The organism is Streptomyces sp. NPDC097640, assembly GCF_040302705.1.
In the GTDB taxonomy this organism is placed as follows: domain Bacteria; phylum Actinomycetota; class Actinomycetes; order Streptomycetales; family Streptomycetaceae; genus Streptomyces.
On record NZ_JBEOSB010000050.1, the window covers coordinates 16,347 to 37,140 of the forward strand.

Below are 20,794 nucleotides of genomic sequence, written 5' to 3' on the forward strand. Positions count from 1 at the left end.
TGTCCGCGGCTCAGCCCGCGTCGGCCCGCTTGAGCACGAAGTAGCCCCCGGTGGAGCCGAGATACGCGTAGCGCTGGTCCGGGTGCAGCTGCTTCGCGTACTGCACGAGCTCCCCGGGCGTGCGCTCCGGCTCCTGGAGGGCTATGTAGTCCGGCACGACATCGCGGGTGTTGCCGACCCACAGCACCCGGCAGCGGTTGGTGAGCCGGCTGATCGGCCCCACGTTGGCCTCGACCGACGCCCCGTCCGGGATCCTGGCCAGCAGCCGCTCGACCTCGGTGACCTCCTTGGGCTTTTCGTAGAAGTCCGGGTTGGTGAGGTTCTCCAGGGGCAGCGAGGCGGTCAGCGCCAGCGCCGCGCCCGCGACCATGCCGGGCAGCTGCCGGGCGTACGAGGCCAGCCAGGCGCGGTCGCTGTCGCGGGCGCGGTCGACGGCGTCGACGAGGGCGAGCGCGACGATCGGCATCAGCACCGCGCTGTAGTGCCAGTCGGTGCCCCAGTAGTGGTCGTCGTGGGAGACCAGGCGCCAGCCGAGGGTGGGCACGGCGGCCAGCAGCAGCGGGGAGCGCAGCGCGAGCAGGCCGCTGGTGGGCAGCAGCACCCACAGCAGGGTGCGCACCGCGGTCTCGAAGGGGATGGTCCCGGTCTGCTCGCCGCCGCTGCCGACCTTGTCCCAGTAGTCGTACGAGCCGCCGCCGTTGAAGCTCGGGATGATCACCCCGAGCGCCAGGGCGGAGGCCAGCACGCCGAAGCCGATGAGGCCGATCGCGAGCGGGACGATCCGCGGCGGGCGCTCCTGCCAGGCGCGGATCACGATCACGGCGCCGATCGCGGCCACCGTGGCCCCCATGTCCTCCTTGACGAAGACGAGCGGGGCGGCCCAGAGCATCGCCGCGTACCAGCGCCGGAGTATCACCGCCTCCAGGGAGAAGGCGAGCAGCGGCATGGCGAAGGCGATCTCGTGGAAGTCGAAGTCGACGGCGCGCTGGACGCCCCAGGACAGCCCGTACGCGACGCCGATCGCCAGCCCCCGGCCCCGCCCCAGCAGGCGCGTCGCCACGCGGGTGACGGGGATGATCGACAGGGCGAAGAGGGCGGCCTGGGCGACCAGCAGGGTGACGGGGGAGGGAAAGACCCGGTAGAACGGGGCGAGCAGGGCGGTGACCGGGCTGAAGTGGTCGCCGAGGATGTTGAAGCCGGGGCCCTTGAGATCGGCGACGGGGGTCCGGAGATGGGCGTACGAGCGTATCGCCTGCTCGAAGATGCCCAGGTCCCAGGACATGGTCGCCATCCGCCGGTAGCGGGTGATCGACACCGCCGCGAAGGCCACGAAGAAGGCCGAGGCCAGCCAGTACGGGTCGAGGCGCGGGTGCCGTAGCCCGGCGGCCGAGGCACCGCCCGGCCGGGCGCGGTCCAAGGTGGCGGTCGCTCCCTCGGCGGTGGTACCGGGGGGGAGTGCGGCGGCCGTGTCCATCCAGGGTCCTTATCGTGTGGGCGGTCTGTGCGAAAAGATACCGAAGGAGGCCGGAGGGTTGCAGAAACGGTTTGGGCGGGCGCTGATTCCAGGGCTCGCCGCGCTGCTGGCCGTCGCCGGGTGTTCGTCCGGGTCCGAGAAGGACGACGACGGCCGGGGCGGCGCAAAGCAGAGCAGGGGCGGACAGAGCAGCGCTGGACAGGGCCGCGGTGGACAGGGCGGCGCGGGGCAGGCGGTCATTCCGCTGAAGAACCCGGACGGTACGAAGCCGGGCCTGGCGCCGGTGACGACGAAGACGGACCGGGTCGCGGCCGAACGGCTCATCGGCCAGCTGGTCACCAAGGGACGGGGGCCGAGGACGGGCTACGAGCGGGACAAGTTCGGCTACGCGTGGATGGACACGGCCGACGGGGTGCCGCTGGCGCGGAACGGCTGTGACACCCGGAACGACCTGCTGCGCCGCGACGGGCAGAAGCTGCGCTTCCGGTCCGGCTCCGACTGCGTGGTCATCGCCATGACGCTGCACGACCCGTACACCGGCAAGACCATCGAGTGGCGCAAGGAGAAGGCCGCCGAGGTGCAGATCGACCATGTGGTGCCGCTGTCGTACAGCTGGCAGATGGGCTCCTCGCGCTGGCCGAAGAGCAAGCGCCAACAGCTGGCGAACGACGTGCTCAACCTGATCCCCGTCGACGGCCGGGCCAACTCGTCCAAGGGCGACTCCGGGCCCGCGTCCTGGCTGCCGCCGGACACCTCGATCCGGTGCGCGTACGCGGTCCGCTTCGCCCAGGTCGCGCTCAAGTACGAGATACCGGTGACCGCCGCCGACCAGCGGATGATGCGGCAGCAGTGCGCCGGGTGACCCGCACCACATCGAGCCGCGCCACATCGAGCCGGACATGAAGCCGCCCGCGCGCCGGGTCGGCGCGCGGGCAATGTCGGCCTTTTCGACGGCCTTCGATCAGAGGGCATCGAGGTCGACGATGTCCCCGGCCGGGGCCTTGGCGTCGACCGGCTTGTCGAAGTCGCTGAACGTTATCGTGCCGGGCTCCTTGCCGCCCTTGATGACCATCTTCAGGATGTACGGCTTGCCCTCGGTGGCGACGTAGGTGGTGTACGTCTCGTCGCCGTCGGTCTCGGTGAGGGTGATCGCGGGCTTGCCGTCGACCGTGGTGGTCTCGCCCTTGCGCGCGAGGTTCGGGCCCTCCTCGAAGCCGGCCAGCATCGCGTCGGAGTCGCAGAAGGCGGTGAAGTCCTTGGCATCCGCGCCGCTGGCCTTGGACTTGGTCCAGCTGTCGCCGATCGCCTCGGCCGCCGCCGCGCCGTCCTCGCCGCCCTGCGACTTCCAGAAGGCGCGGTCGAACTTCATGTAGACCAGGCCACCGGTCTTGATCAGCTCGACACTGCCGTCGGCGCCCATGCCCACCTTGCCCGCGCAATCGCCCTTGCTGTCCGAGGACATGTGGTACTTCATGGGGCCGCCGTCGACGATCCCGTCCACGTCCGTGGTCAGGGACGTCGCCGACTTCATCGCCTTCATGGCCTTGTTGGCGATCTGCGGACCGGTCAGCTTCTCCAGCTCGGAGCCGGGGGCCTTGGTGGACGGCGTGGCCTTCGAACTCGCCGAGACCTTCTCCCCGTTCTTGCCGGCCTCGCCGCCCTTGTCGCCGTCGGAGCCGCAGGCGGTCAGGGCGAGTGCGGTCACGGCGCACAGCGCCGCCAGGGTCGTGGTGGAGCGCATCAGCTCGTCTTCTTCCAGTTCTTGCAGCCGTTGGTCTTGAAGTATCCGTCGCCGGCGGCGATGGTCACCAGGCCATTCCCGGAGACGTTCTCGTTGGCGATGATCGAGTCGATGCCGTGCAGGGCGTCCTTGTCGCGCTCCCAGTAGCAGGTGTCGTCATCGGCGTTGCCGGTCGACTTGTATGTACCGGGGGCGAGGTCGGCACCGATCCGGTACATGCCGCCGTTCCCGTCCACCTCGGACTTGGGGGTGCCGGAGGCCTTGGCGGGGACCGCCTCCCAGCCGTGGCAGTCGTTCGACTTGAAGATCTTGTCGGTCGCCTTGATCGTCACATAGGCGGTGCCCATGACGTTGTCGTTGGCGATGAGCGAGTCGGTCTCGCCGCTGGAGTCCTTGGCCCGCTCCCAGTAGCACATGCCGTCGGTGTTGTCCGTGGACATGTAGGTGCCGGGCTTGACGTCGGAGCCGACCTGGAAGGTGCCGTCGCCGCCGATGGCGGCCTCGGCCTTGGGCTTTTCGGAGTTGCCGTCGGAGGTGTCCTTCGAGCCCCCGCCGGACGAGGTCCCCTGGGCCGAGGTGCCCTTGTCCTTGTCCTTGTTGTCGTCTCCGCCTCCCGCCATGGCGCCGCCGATGGCGATCACCACGACGAGCGCCCCCGCCCCGGTCAGGACCTTGTGCCGGGCGAACCAGTTCTGCTTCGTCTGCTGCGACATGCGGCAGCCCACCCCTATCTGACGCTCATTTCCGGGGCCGGAGTGGCCCCGTGAACCGATGGGTCAATAAGAACAGAGTCTGTGAACCGAGTCAACAAGAATCGGTTGAGGGGTAGGATTCACGGCGTGAACGCATCTCTTTGAAGATCGCGATCGATATGCTCGACGCCACAGCCGCACCACGGGACGGGAGTCAGCCAGGTGGCCGACAACGCAGCAGAGGTGACCGCCGCCGGGATCGCCCGGCTGGCCGGGGTCGGCCGGGCCGCCGTCAGCAACTGGCGGCGCCGCCACGCGGATTTCCCCAAGCCGGTCGGCGGCACCGAGACCAGCCCGACCTTCGCCCTCGGCGAGATCGAGCGCTGGCTGCGCGCCCAGGGCAAGCTCGCCGAGGTGCCGCTGCGCGAGCGCCTCTGGCAGCTGCTCGCCGGGCACCCGGCCGGGGCCCCCGCCGCGCTCGGCCACATCGGCGCCGTACTCCTCCTCGTACGGGACCGGCCCGCCCGCTGGCGCCAGTTGAGCGAGGCCGCCGATCCGCAGCTGGCCGAGCTGCTGCCGCCCGCGCTCGCCCCGGTGCTGACCGCCCGGCTCGGCGAGCAGCACCCCGTGCCCGTCGCGGACCCGGCCGGGCTGCGGCCGTTCGTACCGATGCTGCGCCAGGCGGCCGAGCTGGCCGCCGAGGCGGGCCCGCGCGAGGCGTACGAGTTCCTGGTCGGGCGCCATCTGGACGCCAACCCGCGGCAGTACACGGTCACCCCGCCCGACCTCGCCGAGCTGATGGCGGCCCTGACGGGGGTGGCGGGTGGCCCGGCGGGTCCCGAGGGCGCCGGGGGTCCTGAGGGGGCCGGGCCCATCGTTCTCGACCCCGCCTCCGGCACCGGCGGCCTGCTGTGCGCCGTTCTGCGCACCCACGGCGCGGCCACGCTGTACGCCCAGGAGCTGGACCGCGACCTGGCCGCCCTCACCGCGCTGCGGCTGGCCCTGGCCCACGACGCCCACGACGCCCACGACACCCGCGACTCCCACGGCGCCCAGGTGCGGGTGTACGGCGGCGACAGCCTGCGCGCGGACGCCCTGCCCCAGCACGCCGCCGACGCGGTCGTCTCCCACCCGCCGTTCAACGAGCGCAACTGGGGCCATGACGAGCTCGCCTACGACCCCCGCTGGGAGTACGGCTTCCCGGCCCGCACCGAATCCGAGCTCGCCTGGGTCCAGCACGCCCTCGCCCACGTCCGCGACGGCCGCCCCGCCGTGCTGCTGATGCCCCCCGCCGCGGCCTCCCGCCGCTCCGGCCGCCGCATCCGCGCCGATCTGCTGCGGCGCGGCGCGCTGCGGGCCGTGGTCGCGCTGCCCGCCGGGGCCGCCCCGCCGTACGGCATCCCGCTGCATCTGTGGGTGCTGCGCCGCCCCGGGGCCGGGCAGCCGGCCGCGCCCCGGCTGCTGCTGGTCGACGCCGCGGCGGCCGCGGCCTCGGCGGCGGCCCCGGGCGACGGCCCGGTGGCGGCGGTCCCCGGGTATCCGGCGGCCGCGGCCTCGCCCGGCCGGGACAAGCTGCCCTGGCAGCTCGTGCGCGACACCGTCCTGGACGCCTGGCGCGCCTTCGACAGCGGCGGCGCCCCCGAGCGGCCCGGGGTGTGCCGGGTGGTGCCCGTGATCGAACTCCTCGACGACGACGTCGACCTCGCCCCCGCCCGCCATCTGCCGCCGCCCGCCGCGGGCGGCGGCGCCGAGGAGCTGGCCGCCGTCCGCGACCGGCTCACCGCCACCCTGGCCCGCACCGTCGAACTGACCCCCGTGGCGCCCGCGGGCCCGGACGGACCCGAGGACCGGGCGGCGGGCCCGGCGGCCGGGGCGCAGAGCGCGCGCTGGCCCATGACCACCGTCGGCGAACTGGCCCGCGCCGGCGCCCTGGTGCTGCGCACCGGGAGTGCGGCGACGGCGGGCGCGGGGCCGGGGGCGCCCCCTGTGCTCACCGAGTCCGATGTGCTCACCGGGACCGGCCCCAGCGGCACCCTCCCCGCCGCCCAGGCCCCCGCGCCCGGCGCGGCGGCCGGCGAGCGGCCCGAGGCGCCCGCCGAGGAGCCGGTGCTGACCGCGGCGGGCGATGTCGTGGTGCCGCTGATCGGCGGCGGCACGGTCGCCCGGGTGGTGGACGAGGCCGCGGCCGGGGCCGCGCTCGCCCGCAATCTGTGTCTGCTGCGGCCCGACCCGGAGGCGCTGGACCCGTGGTTCCTCGCCGGGTATCTGCGCGGCAGCGCCAACCAGCGTCAGGCCAGCAGCTATGCGTCGACCGCCACCCGGCTCGACGTACGCCGCCTGCGGCTGCCCCGGCTCCCGCTCGCGGACCAGCGGCGCTACGGCCAGCAGTACCGCACCCTCGCCTCCTTCGAGGAGGCGCTGAGGCTCGCGGGGCGGCTGGGGGAGCAGTTGATGCGAGGGCTGTACGACGGACTCGCCGACGGTACCGTCCAGCCCCATTGACCGCGCTCATGTGATCAAAGAGACGCCGGATTCCGTACAACCCGGGTTCCCCACGCCACGTCGATGTATACGCTCAAGCGCGCGCCCGCACGCGCGCGAGCACCCCCTCGGCACCAGGTCCCCAGGAGCAGCAATGCACGGCTACGCACCCGCGCCGCCGCCCCGCCCCGCGTCCACCGCGACGGTGGCCGTCCTGCGAGTGGTCTTCGTCGCCCTGTCGCTGCTGACCTTCGGCCTGCTGTCGTGGGTGACGATGCTGCGCGTGGCCATCCTGCGCCGCCGCGCGCTCGACTGGCTGCTGTTCTGGGGCACCTGTGTGGTGGTGGTGCTCGCGTTCGTGGAGTTCGGGACCGGCCCCGACGAGCCCGACGCGCTGGCGTACACGACCCTGACGGTCATGTTCCTGCTGGCCGTGGGCGTGTCGACGCACTTCCTGATCGTGGACATCAGGCACCACCGCCCGGCGCCGGCCGCGGGTCCTTACGTCCCGCCGGGGTACCCGCACCCGCCGGGGCCCTACGGCTACCCGGCCCAGCTCCACCAGCCCGTGCCGCCGCACCAGCCCGTCCAGCCCCACCCGCAGCCATACGCCCAGCCGCAACCCCAGCCGCAACCGCAACCCCAGCCGCAACCCCAGCCCCAACCCCAACCTCAGCCTCACCCGCAGCCGGAGCGCATCCAGCGTGTGCGCGCCGAGTTGGATGAGCTCAGCGACTACCTCCGCAGAGAGCAGGGCCGTTGAACGGACGCGTCGTCGCCGACCGCTATGAGCTGGCCATGCTCCTCGGCCAGGGCGGCATGGGCCAGGTGTGGACCGCGTACGACCGGCGGCTCGACCGCCGCGTCGCGGTCAAGCTGCTGCGCCCCGACCGGATGGCGATACCCAACGACGACGTGGACGACCTGCGCCGCCGCTTTGTGCGCGAGTGCCGGGTCACCGCGCAGGTCGACCACCGCGGTCTGGTCACCGTGCACGACGCGGGCAGCGACGGCGACGACCTGTACCTGATCATGCAGTACGTCGAGGGCGCCGACCTCGCCGACCACCTCGCCGAGCACGACCCCTACCCCTGGCAGTGGGCGGTGTGCGTGGCGGCCCAGCTGTGCGCGGTGCTCTCCGCCGTCCACGCGGTGCCGATCGTGCACCGCGACCTCAAGCCGCGGAACGTGATGATCCGCCCCGATGGCTCGGTGACCGTCCTCGACCTCGGCGTGGCCGCCGTCCTGGATACCGACACCACCCGCCTCACCCACACCGGATCGCCCATCGGCAGCCCCGCCTACATGGCGCCCGAGCAGGCCATGGGCGGCGCCGTCGGCCCGTACACCGACCTGTACGCGCTGGGCGTGCTGCTGCACGAACTCCTCATCGGCAATGTGCCCTTCGCCGGCTCCACCGCCCTGGGCGTGCTGCACCGCCATCTCTACGAGCCGCCGGTCCCGGTCCGCCAGGCGCGGCCCGAGGTGCCCGAGGCGCTGGAGGCGCTGGTGCTGCGGCTGCTCGCCAAGGACCCCCAGCACCGGCCGGCCGACGCCCAGGAGGTCTACCAGGCGCTGGTTCCGCTGCTGCCCTATGCCGCCGTGGCGCCCGGTGTCGCCGCCACCGGCCCCATGGACCCCACGCGCCCGTTCCTGCGCCCGCACGCCCCCTGGCCGGACCGCCCCGCCCCGCCGACCGTAGCCCCTCCACCGCCCGCGCCCACCGCCCCCGCGCGCTCGGATGTGGCGGAGGCCGTGGACGAGGTCAAGCGCCTGCTCGACCAGGGGTGGATCACCCAGGCCGTGGACATCCTCGGCTCGATCCTCCCGGCGGCCGCCGCCGAGCACGGCGAGCTGTCCCCGGTCGTACGGTCGCTGCGCAAGCAGTACGCGGTGACCCTCATGGACGACGGGCAGTACCGCCGCGCCCTGCCCGAGCTGCGGCGCCTCGCCGACGAGTACGCCGCCGAGTCGGGCCCGGAGGCGCTGCGCAAGTCCCTTCAGTTCCGCTACGAGGCGGCCCAGTGCCTCGAGCAGCTCGGCGAGGCCGCACAGGCGCTGGTCGAATACCGCACCCTGCTCCCGTACTTCGAGCAGTACGCGGCCACCGACCCCACCCCGCCGCTGGAGATCCGCCGCCGGATCGGGCTCCTGCTGCTGTCCCTCGGCGACCGCCCGGCCGCCCATGACATGCTCGCCCGCCTTCTGTTCGACGCCGAGCGGCTGCACGGCCCGCATCATCCCTTTCCGGAGGAAATCCGCCGTACCCTGCACTGGCTCGGGCAGGTCCGCGGCTAGCGAGGTGGCCGGAGCCCCGGCGAATCGTTGTCGAAGCAGTGGCTTCGGCCGCGCCGACTCCATACCATCGATCAACGCCAGGTCGATCTATGCCGGGAGACTTGATGCAGCATCCCTCTGGGGGGCGACCCCCCTACCGTCGACAGACCCGCGCCACCCTTGCCATCCCCGCCGCGTCCGCCCTGTTGCTCGCCGCACCGCTGCTCACGGCCTGCGGCAATGACGCGCACCCCGGGGCCGCCGCCGTCGTGGACGGCAGCCGGATCACCGTCTCGCAGCTCCAGGCGAGGGTCAACGACGTCCGGGACGCACAGCAGGGCTCTCCGAAGTCCGAGCAGCTCGTGGCCAACAGCGGTCAGCTGAGCCAGAACACCCTGATTCGCATGATCCAGTTCCGGGTGATCGAGCGGGCAGGCAAGGACAACGGGGTGCGGGTGACGCGCCGCGATGTGCAGCAGTACCGCAAGGCCGCCGAGACCCAGTCCGGCGGCGGCGCCGCGCTGCGCGGCCTCTACCTGGAGCAGGGCATCGCCCCGGACGGCATCGACGACGCGATGCGGATGGAGCTGACGCGCAACGCGCTGGTCACCAAGCTCGGCACCGCCAAGGTCAACGAGGTCTTCGCCAGTACGTCCAAGAAGCTGGGCATCGAGGTCAACCCGCGCTACGGGACCTGGGACGACCGGCGGGGCACGGCCGTGCTGACCAAGGAGGCCTGGCTGCGCACCTCCGAGGACGCGAGCCGGCAGGCGTAGGTTACGTTTCAAGGGTGACCGCCTCCCAAAACCTCAACAGCGCTCCCACCGGCCGTATCGTCCTGCTCACCACCAGCCACCGGGTGGCGCCCGGGCTGCTGTCGTGGCCCGCGTGGCAGGCGCTGCGCGGCGCGGACCGGGTGCTGTGCGCGGACCCGGCCCATCCGCAGCTGCCGTATCTGCGGGAGGCGGGTGTCGTCGTGGAGGAGGCGGCGCCCGGGGCGCGCGAGCTGGTCGACTACTGCACCGCCGAGCCGGGCCGCACCGCCGTGGTGATCACCTCGGCGGAGGGGGACTCCGGGCTGACCGACGGCCTGGCCCGGCTCGCCGGGTCCGGGCGGGAGCGGATGCCGGATCTGGAGCTGCTGCCCGGCGCCTACGACCTGCCGGGTGCGCGCCTGCTGGACCTGGTCCAGGTGATGGACCGGATCCGGGTGGAGTGCCCGTGGAGCGGCGCCCGCACCAGCGAGGAGCTGGTCAAGTACGGCATCGAGGAGGCGTACGAGCTCGTCGAGGCCATCGAGCAGGGCGACCGCGAGGCGCTGCGCGAGGAGCTGGGCGACGTCCTGCTCCAGGTCGTCTTCCACGCCCGGATCGCGCAGGAGGACCCGGACGAGCCGTTCTCGATCGACGAGGTGGCGGGCGGGATCGTGGACAAGCTGGTCCGCCGCCATCCGCATATCTTCGGCGAGGAGGCGGCCGAGACCGCCGAGGACGTCAAGGCGCACTGGCTGCGTACGAAGGCGATCGAGAAGCAGCGCGACTCGGTCACCGACGGGGTGCCGCTCGGTCAGCCCGCGCTCGCACTGGCCGCCAAGCTGGCCTCCCGCGCCCGTACGGAGGGCCTGGCGGTGCCGGTCCCCGAGGGCGAGGGCGTCGGCTACGAACTGCTGGCCCTGGCGGTGCGGGCGGCCGAGCGGGGCATCGAGCCCGAGACCGCGCTGCGCGCCGCGGCCCGTACGTACCGCGACGCGATACGGGCGGCCGAAGCCGCCCGCGGCTGATCCAGACGCGGCGCAAGGGCCCGGCACCGATGGAGCCGGTGCCGGGCCCTTGCGTCAACGGGGAGCGGGAACCGCCGCTAGACGGCCACCGGCTGAAGCTTGGCGCGGAAGTGGCGCAGGATGGGGGACTGCTCCACGATCCGGTAACCGCGCACCGACTCCGCCCTCTTGGCGATCGTCTCCAGGGTCCGGCCGACGTGGTCGTAGTGGCTCCGCGTGTAGACCCGGCGCGGCAGCGCCAGCCTGACCAGCTCGTACGGGGCGCTCTTCACCGGGTTGCCGTCCTCGTCCTCCTCGCCGAGGTAGAGCGAGCCCAGCTCGGCCGAGCGTATGCCGCCCTCCAGGTACAGCTGGCAGGCGAGGGCGTGGCCCGGGTAGTGGTGGGCCGGTATGTGCGGGAACAGGCGCCCGGCGTTGAGGTAGAGCGCGTGCAGACCCGGCGGCTCGAGGATGTCGACGCCCGCGGCGCGCACCCGGTCGGCGAGGTGGGAGGCGATGTCGGCGCGCTCGGCGAGGTAGCCGGGGTCGGTCACCTCGGTGAGCCCCTGGGCGATCATGTCCAGGTCGCGTCCGGCCAGACCGCCGTAGGTCGCGAACCCCTCGGTGGCGATGAGGAGCAGCTCGCACCGCTGGGCCAGCTCAGGGTCGTTGAGCCCGATGAAGCCGCCGATGTGGACGATGCCGTCCTTCTTGGCGCTCATCAGGCAGCCATCCGCCAGGCGAAACGCTTCTTCAGCAACCTGGCGCGGGGTGTGGTTCCGGTACGCGGCCTCGTGACGAGTCACCAGCCAGGCGTTCTCGGCGAACCGGGCGGCGTCCAGGAACAGCGGCACGCCGTGCTGCTTGCACAGGGCGGCGGTCCGCTTCAGGTTGTCCATGGAGACGGGCTGGCCACCGCCGCCGTTGTTGGTGATGGTCATGACCACCACGGCGACCCGCGAGCCGTCCGGCCCGGACAGCGTCCGGCTCAGCTCCTCCAGGTCGATGTTCCCCTTGAACTGCGCCGTGCTGTCCAGGTTCCGGGCCTCGGGGCAGGGCAGATCCCGCGCCTCGGCGCCGGAGAGCTCCACGTTGGCGCGCGTGGTGTCGAAGTGCGTGTTCGACAGCACGATGCGGCCGGGCTCCAGCAGCGTCGAGAAGAGCACCCGCTCCGCGGCACGGCCCTGGTGGACCGGCAGGATGTGCTCGTACCCGGTCAGCTCCGTGATCGTCTCGTGGAACCGGTAGAAGGAGCGGGAGCCCGAGTACGACTCGTCGCCCGCCATGCCGGCGGCGAGCTGGGCCGCGGACAGCGCGCCGGTGCCCGAGTCGGTCAGCAGGTCGATGGTCACCTCCTCGGCGCGCAGGTCGAAGAGGTTGTAGTGGACGCGCTTGACGGCTTCCTCGCGCTGCGCCCGGGTCGTCAGGGGGATGGGCTCGACGACCTTGATCCTGTACGGCTCCACGCTGACCGCTGCTCCTGTCTGTGCTTCTTTGCGAGTTTCGTTGATGCGAGGCAGCCCGGCCCGCGCCCGGTGATGGGACGGGAGCGCGTGCTGGGGCTGCCGCTGTACGTCGCGGAGTTCCTGTGCCCGTGGGGGCGGTTGCGGGGTGCGGGGCGGCTTCACCTCGTACGCCTCCGAGGAGACGTAGACGGTCACCCGGGGCGGTCGGCCGCGCTCGTGGACCAGCGCCAGATACGCGATGAGGCCGACGCCGTCGGACAGCGAGCGCGAGGTGGTGGCGGCCAGGGCACGGTCGAGGGCCGCGCTGTCCATGCCGTGGCGGCGCAGCAGGGTCACCGCCCGCTCACGTGCCTGCTCGTCGTGGCGGACATAGCCGCGGACGGGCATGTGGAGGGTGAACCCGCTGGGCAGGCCGGTGTCCGTCTCGGTGATGGAGTGGGTGGTGAGGACGGGGCGTCCGCTCAGCCGCTCCTCGCCGCCGGCGGTGCGGAAGAAGTCCTCCAGCAGCTCCCGGCTCGGTTCGGGCTTCATCCGGGAGAGGGAGCCGGCCTCGGTGGCGGTCAGGTCGTTGTGCGTGAGGTAGACCTTCACCCGCGGGGCCTCCCAGTCCCCGAGGTCCAGGGCGACGAACGGGTAGCCGTCGGCCGGGGGCAGCGCGTCGAACGCCTGCCGGAGGCCGAGCCGGTCCATCGCCTCGCGCAGCGTCTCGGCGGCCCGGTCCTGACCGTTGGCCGCCGGGTTGAGATACACCTTGACCGCGGGGACCCCGCCGGGGCGCAGTTCCAGCGCGCACCACAGGGCCAGCGGGCCCTCGGGGGAGGCGGGGAAGAACAGATCCTGCACCAGGTCGAGCCGGCCTGTGGAGAACCCCCACCGCTTGGCCATCTCGTGGATCGCGCGCAGGCCGTCACGGCCGTTTTCGGCCAGGTTCGCGGCGCCTGCCCCGGGCTCCAGGAGCACCCTGAGGGCGGGGTCGGAGCCCGGTGTGAAGGCCAGGGAGAACTCGACCGGTGTGTGGTCGTCGGAGAGAAAGGTGGGGTACGGCGGCGGGAGCGACAACGGCCGCTGCGCGACCTCGCCCAGACTGTCCGTCAGCGTACGCGCGTAGGACGCCGCGTCCGCCCGGCTCAGCCCCGCCACCTTGGACAGCCGGGTCAGCTGTCCGCTGACGAGGTCCCCCAGTTGTGGGGTGCGTGACAACGTTGCCTCCGCACCCCCGCGTTTTCCCCACCCGAAACGGAAGCGCTTCACCGGACCTCCCGGTGGCCGTCACGGCGATGGTGGGGCGGTCGATGTCGGGTGAATTTTTTGTGACCCGAGCGCGCCTCATGGCGAACGACGAGATACCCGCCCGGTGGGGCGGGTATCTCGTCTGCCGTCGCGCGTAGTTCGAAATAGAGGGGGTAGTTGTTCGAATGGCCGCAGGGGGTGTCTGGCCGGGATGGAAGTGAAAGCGCAATACGCCGACCGGTTGTAGTGTCGACGGCAGCAGGCTTCACGACACCTCCTTTAGTTTTTGGCCAACACGAATTTCGCGCTTTCTCCTACCCGATCACTTGGACGTCCATGCGGTATGAAACCGCGTGAGGTTGTTGTGTGGATCACACCCTCCACCAGGAGAGGAAGGAGCTCCACAAACCTCCCTTTTCCGGCTTGCCGGAAGTCCGGCCACGGGTGTTGTCGATCGCAGGGTTATCCTGCCGGGGCGGCAGGTTCGGCTGCTTTTCGGCCCGAATGGGAGTGAAACGGGCGGGCAGTGCGGCCAGCGCGCGGTTGAACGGGCCGGGGCGCCAGGTGAGGCTCTCCTCGGGCACCGCGAGCTCGATGTCGGGCAGCTGCTTGAGCAGGTTCTCGATGGCCGCCACGGTGATGAGCTGAGCGGGGTCCTTCGCCGGGCACGCGTGCGGACCCGCGCTCCAGGCCAGGTGCGCCCGCTTGCTGCGCAGCTGGCGGGACGCGGCGAGCGCCGGATCCGTGTTCGCTGCCGCAAAGCTGACCATGACGAGATCGCCGGCCCTCAGCTGCTCCCCGGCGAATTCGACATCGGCCACCGGGAAATGGGGAGCGTAGTTCGACATCGGCGGGCTGTTCCACAGCGCGGCGTCGATGGCGTCCTCGAGCAGCAGGCCGCCTCCGGAATACCGGTCGTCCGACAGCAGAACATGCAGCGCGTTACCGATGAGATTCCGGGTCGGCTCGGCTCCGGAGCCGAGGAGCAGCACAAGCTGATGTGCCATCTCCTCATCGGTGAGCTGAGCTTGATGCTGCATCAGCCAGGATGTGACATCATCCCCGGGCTTGGCCCGCTTGAGCGCGACCAGTTCGGCGACGCCCTGGCTGAGCACCTCGTTGGCCTTTTCGGCGTTGATGCCGTCGAACATACCGGTAATGCCGAAGATAACCCGGTCGCCGACTTCCGCCGGGCAGCCGAAGAGCTCATTGAACACAAAGAGCGGCAGCAGCTTGGCGTAGTCGTTCAGAAGATCGACCGAGCCGCGCGTGCTGAACTGGTCGATGAGGTAGCTGGAGACGCGTTCGACATTGCGGCTCAGCTGGTGCGAGTCCACCCGGGCGAAGGTGTCCGTCACCGCCTGGCGCAGCCGCATGTGGTCCGCCCCGTCGGTGAACATGGCGTTCGGCCGGTAGGCGAGCAGCGGGAGCACCGGGCTGCTGGGGCTGACCTTGCCCTCGTTGAAATCGCGCCAGCGGCGCGAGTCCTTCCGGAAGGCGTCGGGGTTCTGAAGCAGTTGGAGCGCCGCCGAGTAGTCGGTGACGAGGGTGGCGTTCACCCCGGGCGCCAGCTCGACGGGCGCGGTCGGCCCGAAGTGGCGCATATAGGTGTAGTACGCCTGGGGATCGGCCGCGAACTCCGGGCCGTACATCGGCACACGCCTGCCGCTGTTGTGGGCAGGGCAGCCGGGTGGTGGCTCGGGGAAGGCCGATTGGTTGTTCATTCTTGCTCCTAGCGGGCACGTTCCTGTAGATAGCGCACGAGGGTGATCAGTGCGTTGGCCGATGACTTCGTGTCGCGTGCGTCACAGGTGACAACCGGGGTCTCCGGCAGCAGGTCGAGTGCCTCACGCAGCTCGTCGTCGGAGCGGGCCGGCGTGCCGTCGAAGTGGTTGACGGAGATCGCGTAGGGGAGCCCGTACTGCTCGACCAGGTCGATGACGTCGAACGACTCCTTGAGCCGCTCGGGGTCGACCAGCACCAGCGCCCCGAGGGCGCCGCGGGTCATGTCCTCCCAGACCTGCACGAAGCGCTGCTGTCCGGGGGTGCCGAACAGATACAGGACGAGCCGGTCGCTGAGGGTGAGCCGGCCGAAGTCCATGGCCACGGTGGTCGTGGTCTTGCCGCGGACCCCGCGCAGGTCGTCGACGTGGGCCGCCGCCTGCGTCATGGTTTCCTCGGTGCGCAGCGGAGGAATCTCGGACATGGTGCCGATGAAGGTCGTCTTGCCCACGGCGAAATGCCCCACGACCAGGATTTTGGCGGCTATCTGCACATCGTTGCGCAGATAGACGTCCTCATCCGAAGCGGGCCTGGAGACCATCGAGCACCTCCTGAAGCACCGATACGTCGACGAGTTGGGCGGGAGGCGCCGGGGCGCGCGTGACGAGGTAGCCGTCCGACGAGAGGTCGGACAGCAGCACCTTCACGATGCCGATCGGAAGCCCCAGGTGTCCCGCGATTTCGGCGACCGAGAGGTATCCCCCGCCACACAGGTCCAGCAGGCGGCGTTTCTCCGGGTCGTAATGGCTTGGCGGTCGCTTTTCGGAGGAGGTGACCAGCGTGATGAGGTTGAACTGGTCGTTCTCCGGCAGTCCGCGACCGTTGGTGATGACGTACGGTCGCACTAAGGGCGCGGCCTCTGGCTCTTGCTCACCCGGTGTAATCATGCCTGAATACTTGTGTTCTCTCGAGGCGGAGTGCTGAGGGCCTTGCCGAGCTGGCCGACAAGCTGCTGCATCCGGAAGGTGATGTCCGCCATGTCGACGTCGGGGGCGGACGACACGGCCAGGTAGGCGCCTTCTCCGGCGGAGATGAGGAAGACCCAGCCGCCGTCGAACTCCACCAGCGTCTGGCGCCAGGTCATCCGGGGGTCGCCACAGAAGGTGGACATCGTGCGGCTCAGCGACTGAATGCCGCTCATCGCCGCGGCGATCGAGTCCGCCTCGTCCTTCTGGACATCCTTGGAGCGGGCCATCAGCAGACCGTCCGCGGAGACCAGGAGCGCATGACGGGCGCCTGGTACCTCCAGGGCGCTCTCAAGCATCCATGACAGATCGTTGTTCACGAAAGATCGTGCCCTTCCCTGCTCGGGTTTGCGGAGCGGCCGGACTGAGTGCCTCGCTGGAAGGCGCCCATGATCGAGGCTGTCTCCTCGCTCGTTCGGGCCGCGGCGGGGTTGGAGTCCGCTCTGGGCACGATGGAGATCGAGCCCTTGCGCCGGCGTTTGGGCAGGCCCCCGGATGTGGCGGGGTCACCGGAGGGCTCCTCGACGCGAGGCCTGGCGGCGGCCGGGGTGACCGTCGGCGGCTCCTCCGGCTCGGGCATGTTGGTGAGAAGGTCCTCGGGCAGAAGTACCACCGCGCGCACACCACCGTAGGGAGAGGCCGAATCCACGGAGACAGTGAAGCCATAGCGGGCGGCGAGCACGCCGATGACCGCGAAACCGAACTGCGGGGGGTTTCCCAGGCCGGTGACGCCCGACGCACGCTTGGAAGCGAGGAGCTCGTCGGCCCTGTTCTTCTCTTCCTCGTTCATACCGACACCGGCGTCGTCGATGATGATGCAGACGCCCTTGGGCACGGTGCGGATCGTGATGTCGATCGGGGAGTCCGGCGCCGAGTAGCTGGTCGCGTTGTCCAGCAGCTCGGCCAGCGCCAGCGCGACCGGCTCGACGGCGCGGCTGACCACCGCGAAGTTCGACTGGGAGCGGATGTCGACGCGCGTGTAGTGGCGAATACGGCCCTTCGCGCTGCGGACCACGTCGTACACCGAGGCGACCGAGCGCTGGCGGCCGAGCCAGCCGTCACAGAGCACAGCGATGGACTGGGCACGCCGACCGAACTGCGAGTTCATGTGGTCGATCTCGAGGAGGTCCTGGAGCATGTGGTGCTCCCCGTACTTCTCCTGCGTCTTGGCGATCGCCAGCTGCTGTTCGTTGGAGAGACCCTGGAGCGTGCGCATCGCGGACTTCAGCGCGCTCTTCGTGGCCTCTTCCGCGCGGTCATGGGCTTCCTGGACCGCTGCCGAATAATTGCTTTCGAGTTCGGTATACCGATTCTGGAGCTCGGCCTTCTCGTTGACGAGCTTTGTACGTGCCTTTCGCCCGCGGAATATGGCGGTTGCGGCGAGAGGAGTACCAACGATCAGAGCCCAGAGCGCTGGATCCTGTATGTATTGCGTCATGAGACTCTCTTTAAGCGACTAGACCGCCAGGGACTGAAAGGGTTTCGCACGGTGCGTTCCGGATTGTCGTCGGGGCGGCGGCGAGTCAGAGGCCGGACGGTGCCCGCTCGGTTCGAGAACGGCACTCCCGTCTCCACAGCGCCAGCGCGGGGGCGTCAGCCTGCCGGATCGGCTCCAGATGCCCGACTGGCGGCATAATGCTCCTCAGAGTGATGACCCTTTTCGGCTTTTTGCCGGATCGCCGCGTGTCTACGCGCCCATGGCTCGCCTGGCAAGCGCGGTGATCGTATCACCAGGGTCAGGGGCCGAGGTGCATGTGCCTCCGTCCCATTCGCAACGCTGATGCTGATTCAGCCACGCGGACTTCGCCCTGTGTTCACCGACTCCGCCGGGTATGGCGGGGCATCGCGGTGGGCGCCCGCAGGGGCCTCCTGTCGGGCGTTCGGTGGCGGTCCGGTATCGGCCAATCACGCTGTGCTGGAGTCCCGATCGGGCATTCGCACACGCATCGGATAGTGCCCGGTGTTTATGCCCCTATTTCCATGGGATCGCGAATTCGGGACCTGTCGTATCGTCGGGGGGTGCCAGACCAGCCCCGCCCCGCCTGCCCCTCGACCCTTTTCAGCTGGGAGTTCGCCGACGACCCGTATCCGGCGTACGCCTGGTTGCGCGAACACGAACCCGTTCACCGGACCACCCTGCCCAGCGGTGTCGAGGCATGGCTGGTGACCCGCTATGCCGACGCGCGGGCCACGCTCGCCGACCCCCGGCTGTCGAAGAATCCGATTCATCACAGTGAAGTCGCCCACGCCAAGGGCAAGGTGGGCATTCCGGGTGAGCGCGGCGCGGACCTCATGACGCATCTGCTCAACATCGACCCGCCCGACCACACCCGGCTGCGGCGGCTGGTGTCCAAGGCGTTCACACCGCGCCGTGTGGCGGCCTTCGCCCCGCGCGTCCAGGAGCTGACCGACCGCCTCATCGACGACTTCCAGGCGAGAGGGGAGGCGGATCTGATCCATGAGTTCGCCTTCCCGCTGCCCATCTACGCCATCTGCGATCTGCTGGGCGTGCCCCGCGAGGACCAGGACGACTTCCGGGACTGGGCCGGGATGATGATCCGTCACGGGGGCGGGCCGCGCGGCGGGGTGGCCCGGGCGGTGAAGCGGATCCGCGCCTATCTCGCCGATCTCATCCACCGCAAGCGGGAGTCGCTGCGCGAGGTTGGGGCGGATGACTTGATCTCCGGGCTGATCCGGGCCAGTGACCACGGCGAGCACCTCACCGAGAACGAGGCCGCGGCCATGGCCTTCATCCTCTTGTTCGCCGGCTTCGAGACCACCGTCAATCTCATCGGCAACGGCATCTACGCGCTGCTGCGAGACCCCGCCCAGGGCGACCGGCTGCGCCGGGCCCTCAATGAAGGGGACGAGGGGGTGCTGGCGTCCGGTGTCGAGGAACTGCTCCGCTATGACGGGCCGGTGGAGATCGCCACCTGGCGGTTCGCCACCGAACCCGTGGTGATCGGCGGCGAGCGGATCGCCGCGGGCGAGCCGGTGCTGGTGGTGCTTGCCGCCGCCGACCGGGACCCCGAGCGCTTCGACGCACCCGATGTGCTCGATCTCTCGCGCACCGACAACCAGCACCTCGGCTACGGCCATGGCATCCACTACTGCCTGGGCGCTCCGCTGGCCCGGCTGGAGGCGCAGACCGCCATCGGCACCCTGCTGCGGCGTCTGCCGGATCTGCGGCTCGCGGTGGAGCCGGAGGATGTGCGCCGGCGCGGCGGCCTGATCATGCGGGGGCTGCGCGAACTGCCTGTGACCTGGGGCCCGGTCGCCGGGGCGGGGCCGGAAACCGGGCCGGCGGCAGGGCCCGGCAACGCCTGGGGAGCGGGGCATAGATGACATAACGTCAGTCGCGTGATCACTGCGTGACCTGGGATACATCTGCTTGTGATGATCGTAGGGCGTCGCTATGTTTCGACCGACGACTCAGCCGCCACATGAGAGGCAGAACGCATGCGCTCCGGGAACGGTCGACACCGCCGCCCCCGCCAGGCTCCGGCAATCGTGCTCGCAGCGGGGGTGACCGGCGCGGGCATCGCCATGCCGCTCTTCGGCGCCGTCAGCGCCCAGGCCGCGGAATCCCACCAGACCTGGGACCGCGTCGCCGAGTGCGAGAGCGGCGGGATGTGGAGCGCCAACGGAGGCAATGGCTTCTACGGCGGTCTCCAGATCACCTTGGACATGTGGAAGAAGTACGGAGGCCAGCAGTACGCCCCGCGCCCCGACCTCGCCAGCCGCTCCCAGCAGATAGCCATCGCCCAGGCGATCCTCGGCGACCGCGGCCCGGACGCCTGGCCGAGCTGTGCGCTGAGTGCCGGGCTCGCCGACCTCGGCGACGCGCTGGACGGGAACTCCGGCGGCAAGGGCGGGCCGGAGTCGAAGGAGTCGAAGGAGCCCACGGGGATCGACGACTCCAAGACGGGGGAATCATCCGGTAATTCCGGTCAGTCCGATAACTCCCATGAATCCGATAACTCGGAGGAGTCTGATAAGTCCGACAAGGCCGGGACGCCGGATCCCTCCGCGACCGGCGACGGCGCGGACGACGGCGCTTCCGGCGGGAAGGGCGGCGGCAAGTCCGGCGACTCCGGCCGCGCCACCGACGAGACGTCCCGCGAGGAGGGCGGCACGCCCTCCGGCGCCGACAAGGGCGCCAAGGGCGACAAGGCCGACGAGGACTCCTCCGCCCCCACCGGCCGCCACCGCGGCGCGCCCGACGCCCAGGGGGGCGAGTCCGGGGACGCCGGCGACGAGGCGCGGCCCTCCGGGCGGCATGCCTCGCGCGGCGGCGAGGGCCGCGCCGAGATCACGCTTCCGCCCCTGGGTCGCGAGGACTCCAGCGTGCGCACCGATGACGCCTCGTCAGACACCGCGGACGGGCAGGGGGTCACCGGGGACTGGGCCCGGCTGTACCAGAGCGACAAATCCCTCATCGGGGGCAATCCCGACCTCATCCACCCTGGTCAGCGTCTCGATCTCAGCGCGAAGTAGCGGCAGTTCGGGGTGAAATGCCCGATCTGGCGGCAGTGAGACATACATCTCGTCACATCGCCCGGCCTGCGCCACCTGTCCGATCTTTCCGCACCCGGCCCCACCTGCGTAGATGCGGGACGGCTGGGTGCGGATCGGGCCGCCTTCGCTGGGATATGGGGGTTTGAACCTCATCGGAAGGTGTGTTTAACGTCTTCCCGCTCGCTACCGCGGGCACCGTCGATCGTCACGCCGAGTCCTGCCGGCGGTCGGGGGGAACCAGACGCGTCAGCGCCGAAGGCAGGAGCGGGGGACCCAAGGTAGGTGCCGCGGCGGCCCGGAGACGGGCTCGGTCGGCTAGGGGTGAAGACGGACGCGGTCAGCCGCGTCCGGCCGGGCAACTCACGTCCGAACCCGACAGCTCACCTCGTAGGCGTCGGTGAGGAACGAA

Annotated in this window: 17 protein-coding genes and 1 riboswitch; of the genes, 8 read left to right on the forward strand and 9 right to left on the reverse strand. The window is 70.7% G+C overall.

The features are described 5' to 3' along the window. Positions 1-10 precede the first annotated feature (10 nt). Entirely contained in the window at positions 11-1,474 is a 1,464-nt protein-coding gene (locus tag ABTY62_RS45615) for a DUF2079 domain-containing protein (protein WP_352135297.1), read from the reverse strand. Between the two features lie 58 nt (positions 1,475-1,532). Here ABTY62_RS45615 and ABTY62_RS45620 point away from each other — a divergent pair, with 58 nt between their 5' ends. Beyond that, positions 1,533-2,336, forward strand: coding sequence for an HNH endonuclease family protein (locus ABTY62_RS45620; protein ID WP_352135298.1), 804 nt, complete (start codon positions 1,533-1,535; stop codon positions 2,334-2,336). Between the two features lie 99 nt (positions 2,337-2,435). Here the strand turns inward: ABTY62_RS45620 and ABTY62_RS45625 are convergent, their stop codons facing one another. Both ABTY62_RS45625 and ABTY62_RS45630 read right to left on the reverse strand, forming a co-directional pair. Beyond that, a complete protein-coding gene (locus ABTY62_RS45625) occupies positions 2,436-3,215 on the reverse strand; it encodes a LolA-like protein (protein WP_352135299.1) in 780 nt (259 codons plus the stop codon). Beyond that, a complete protein-coding gene (locus tag ABTY62_RS45630) occupies positions 3,215-3,928 on the reverse strand; it encodes an Rv1352/Rv1906c domain-containing protein (protein ID WP_352135300.1) in 714 nt (237 codons plus the stop codon). Before ABTY62_RS45630 ends, ABTY62_RS45625 begins: the two co-directional genes overlap by 1 nt. Before the next feature lie 201 nt (positions 3,929-4,129). Here ABTY62_RS45630 and ABTY62_RS45635 point away from each other — a divergent pair, with 201 nt between their 5' ends. The 5 genes from ABTY62_RS45635 (at position 4,130) to ABTY62_RS45655 (ending at position 10,445) form a co-directional block, all read left to right on the forward strand. After that, complete coding sequence (locus tag ABTY62_RS45635) at positions 4,130-6,409, forward strand: HsdM family class I SAM-dependent methyltransferase (RefSeq protein WP_352135301.1); 2,280 nt, start codon at positions 4,130-4,132, stop codon at positions 6,407-6,409. A gap of 133 nt (positions 6,410-6,542) precedes the next feature. Then, positions 6,543-7,151, forward strand: coding sequence for a hypothetical protein (locus tag ABTY62_RS45640; RefSeq protein WP_352135302.1), 609 nt, complete (start codon positions 6,543-6,545; stop codon positions 7,149-7,151). A gap of 35 nt (positions 7,152-7,186) precedes the next feature. Beyond that, a complete protein-coding gene (locus ABTY62_RS45645) occupies positions 7,187-8,686 on the forward strand; it encodes a protein kinase domain-containing protein (protein WP_352135323.1) in 1,500 nt (499 codons plus the stop codon). Between the two features lie 104 nt (positions 8,687-8,790). Continuing rightward, positions 8,791-9,441, forward strand: a complete 651-nt coding sequence (locus tag ABTY62_RS45650; protein WP_352135303.1) for a SurA N-terminal domain-containing protein — start codon at positions 8,791-8,793, stop codon at positions 9,439-9,441. 14 nt (positions 9,442-9,455) lie between these two features. Continuing rightward, entirely contained in the window at positions 9,456-10,445 is a 990-nt protein-coding gene (locus ABTY62_RS45655) for a nucleoside triphosphate pyrophosphohydrolase (protein WP_352135304.1), read from the forward strand. A gap of 77 nt (positions 10,446-10,522) precedes the next feature. Here the strand turns inward: ABTY62_RS45655 and ABTY62_RS45660 are convergent, their stop codons facing one another. The 6 genes from ABTY62_RS45660 to ABTY62_RS45685 all read right to left on the reverse strand — a co-directional run bounded on the left by ABTY62_RS45660 (position 10,523) and on the right by ABTY62_RS45685 (position 17,305). Continuing rightward, a complete protein-coding gene (locus tag ABTY62_RS45660; protein WP_352135305.1) occupies positions 10,523-13,090 on the reverse strand; it encodes a tryptophanase in 2,568 nt (855 codons plus the stop codon). 401 nt (positions 13,091-13,491) lie between these two features. Further along, on the reverse strand, positions 13,492-14,844 hold the full coding sequence (locus tag ABTY62_RS45665; RefSeq protein ID WP_352135306.1) for a cytochrome P450: 1,353 nt from the start codon (positions 14,842-14,844) through the stop codon (positions 13,492-13,494). Between the two features lie 8 nt (positions 14,845-14,852). Next, positions 14,853-15,443, reverse strand: a complete 591-nt coding sequence (locus ABTY62_RS45670) for a GTP-binding protein (RefSeq protein WP_352135307.1) — start codon at positions 15,441-15,443, stop codon at positions 14,853-14,855. Further along, positions 15,418-15,789, reverse strand: coding sequence for a DUF742 domain-containing protein (locus ABTY62_RS45675; RefSeq protein WP_352135308.1), 372 nt, complete (start codon positions 15,787-15,789; stop codon positions 15,418-15,420). The genes ABTY62_RS45670 and ABTY62_RS45675 overlap by 26 nt, the downstream gene beginning before the upstream one ends. Then, positions 15,786-16,187, reverse strand: coding sequence for a roadblock/LC7 domain-containing protein (locus ABTY62_RS45680; protein WP_352135309.1), 402 nt, complete (start codon positions 16,185-16,187; stop codon positions 15,786-15,788). The genes ABTY62_RS45675 and ABTY62_RS45680 overlap by 4 nt, the downstream gene beginning before the upstream one ends. Continuing rightward, entirely contained in the window at positions 16,184-17,305 is a 1,122-nt protein-coding gene (locus ABTY62_RS45685) for a sensor histidine kinase (RefSeq protein ID WP_352135310.1), read from the reverse strand. Before ABTY62_RS45685 ends, ABTY62_RS45680 begins: the two co-directional genes overlap by 4 nt. Positions 17,306-17,886: 581 nt before the next feature. On the opposite strand from ABTY62_RS45685, the gene ABTY62_RS45690 reads away from it, so the two are divergent. Beyond that, the gene (locus ABTY62_RS45690; protein WP_352135311.1) at positions 17,887-19,212 is read left to right on the forward strand and encodes a cytochrome P450 family protein; all 1,326 of its coding nucleotides are present in this window, start codon (positions 17,887-17,889) and stop codon (positions 19,210-19,212) included. Between the two features lie 165 nt (positions 19,213-19,377). Then, positions 19,378-20,364: a transglycosylase family protein gene (locus tag ABTY62_RS45695; protein WP_352135312.1), complete on the forward strand. Its 987-nt coding sequence runs from the start codon at positions 19,378-19,380 to the stop codon at positions 20,362-20,364. A gap of 261 nt (positions 20,365-20,625) precedes the next feature. Then, positions 20,626-20,794: riboswitch (cyclic di-AMP (ydaO/yuaA leader) on the forward strand.

Excerpts from the sequence above, each read along its gene's own strand:
- ABTY62_RS45615 (WP_352135297.1), bottom strand. The coding sequence starts at position 1,474 with ATGGACACGGCCGCCGCACTCCCCCCCGGTACCACCGCCGAGGGAGCG.
- ABTY62_RS45625 (WP_352135299.1), bottom strand. The coding sequence starts at position 3,215 with ATGCGCTCCACCACGACCCTGGCGGCGCTGTGCGCCGTGACCGCACTC.
- ABTY62_RS45630 (WP_352135300.1), bottom strand. The coding sequence starts at position 3,928 with ATGTCGCAGCAGACGAAGCAGAACTGGTTCGCCCGGCACAAGGTCCTG.
- ABTY62_RS45640 (WP_352135302.1), top strand. The coding sequence starts at position 6,543 with ATGCACGGCTACGCACCCGCGCCGCCGCCCCGCCCCGCGTCCACCGCG.
- ABTY62_RS45645 (WP_352135323.1), top strand. The coding sequence starts at position 7,187 with ATGCTCCTCGGCCAGGGCGGCATGGGCCAGGTGTGGACCGCGTACGAC.
- ABTY62_RS45650 (WP_352135303.1), top strand. The coding sequence starts at position 8,791 with ATGCAGCATCCCTCTGGGGGGCGACCCCCCTACCGTCGACAGACCCGC.
- ABTY62_RS45665 (WP_352135306.1), bottom strand. The coding sequence starts at position 14,844 with ATGAACAACCAATCGGCCTTCCCCGAGCCACCACCCGGCTGCCCTGCC.
- ABTY62_RS45670 (WP_352135307.1), bottom strand. The coding sequence starts at position 15,443 with ATGGTCTCCAGGCCCGCTTCGGATGAGGACGTCTATCTGCGCAACGAT.
- ABTY62_RS45675 (WP_352135308.1), bottom strand. The coding sequence starts at position 15,789 with ATGATTACACCGGGTGAGCAAGAGCCAGAGGCCGCGCCCTTAGTGCGA.
- ABTY62_RS45685 (WP_352135310.1), bottom strand. The coding sequence starts at position 17,305 with ATGACGCAATACATACAGGATCCAGCGCTCTGGGCTCTGATCGTTGGT.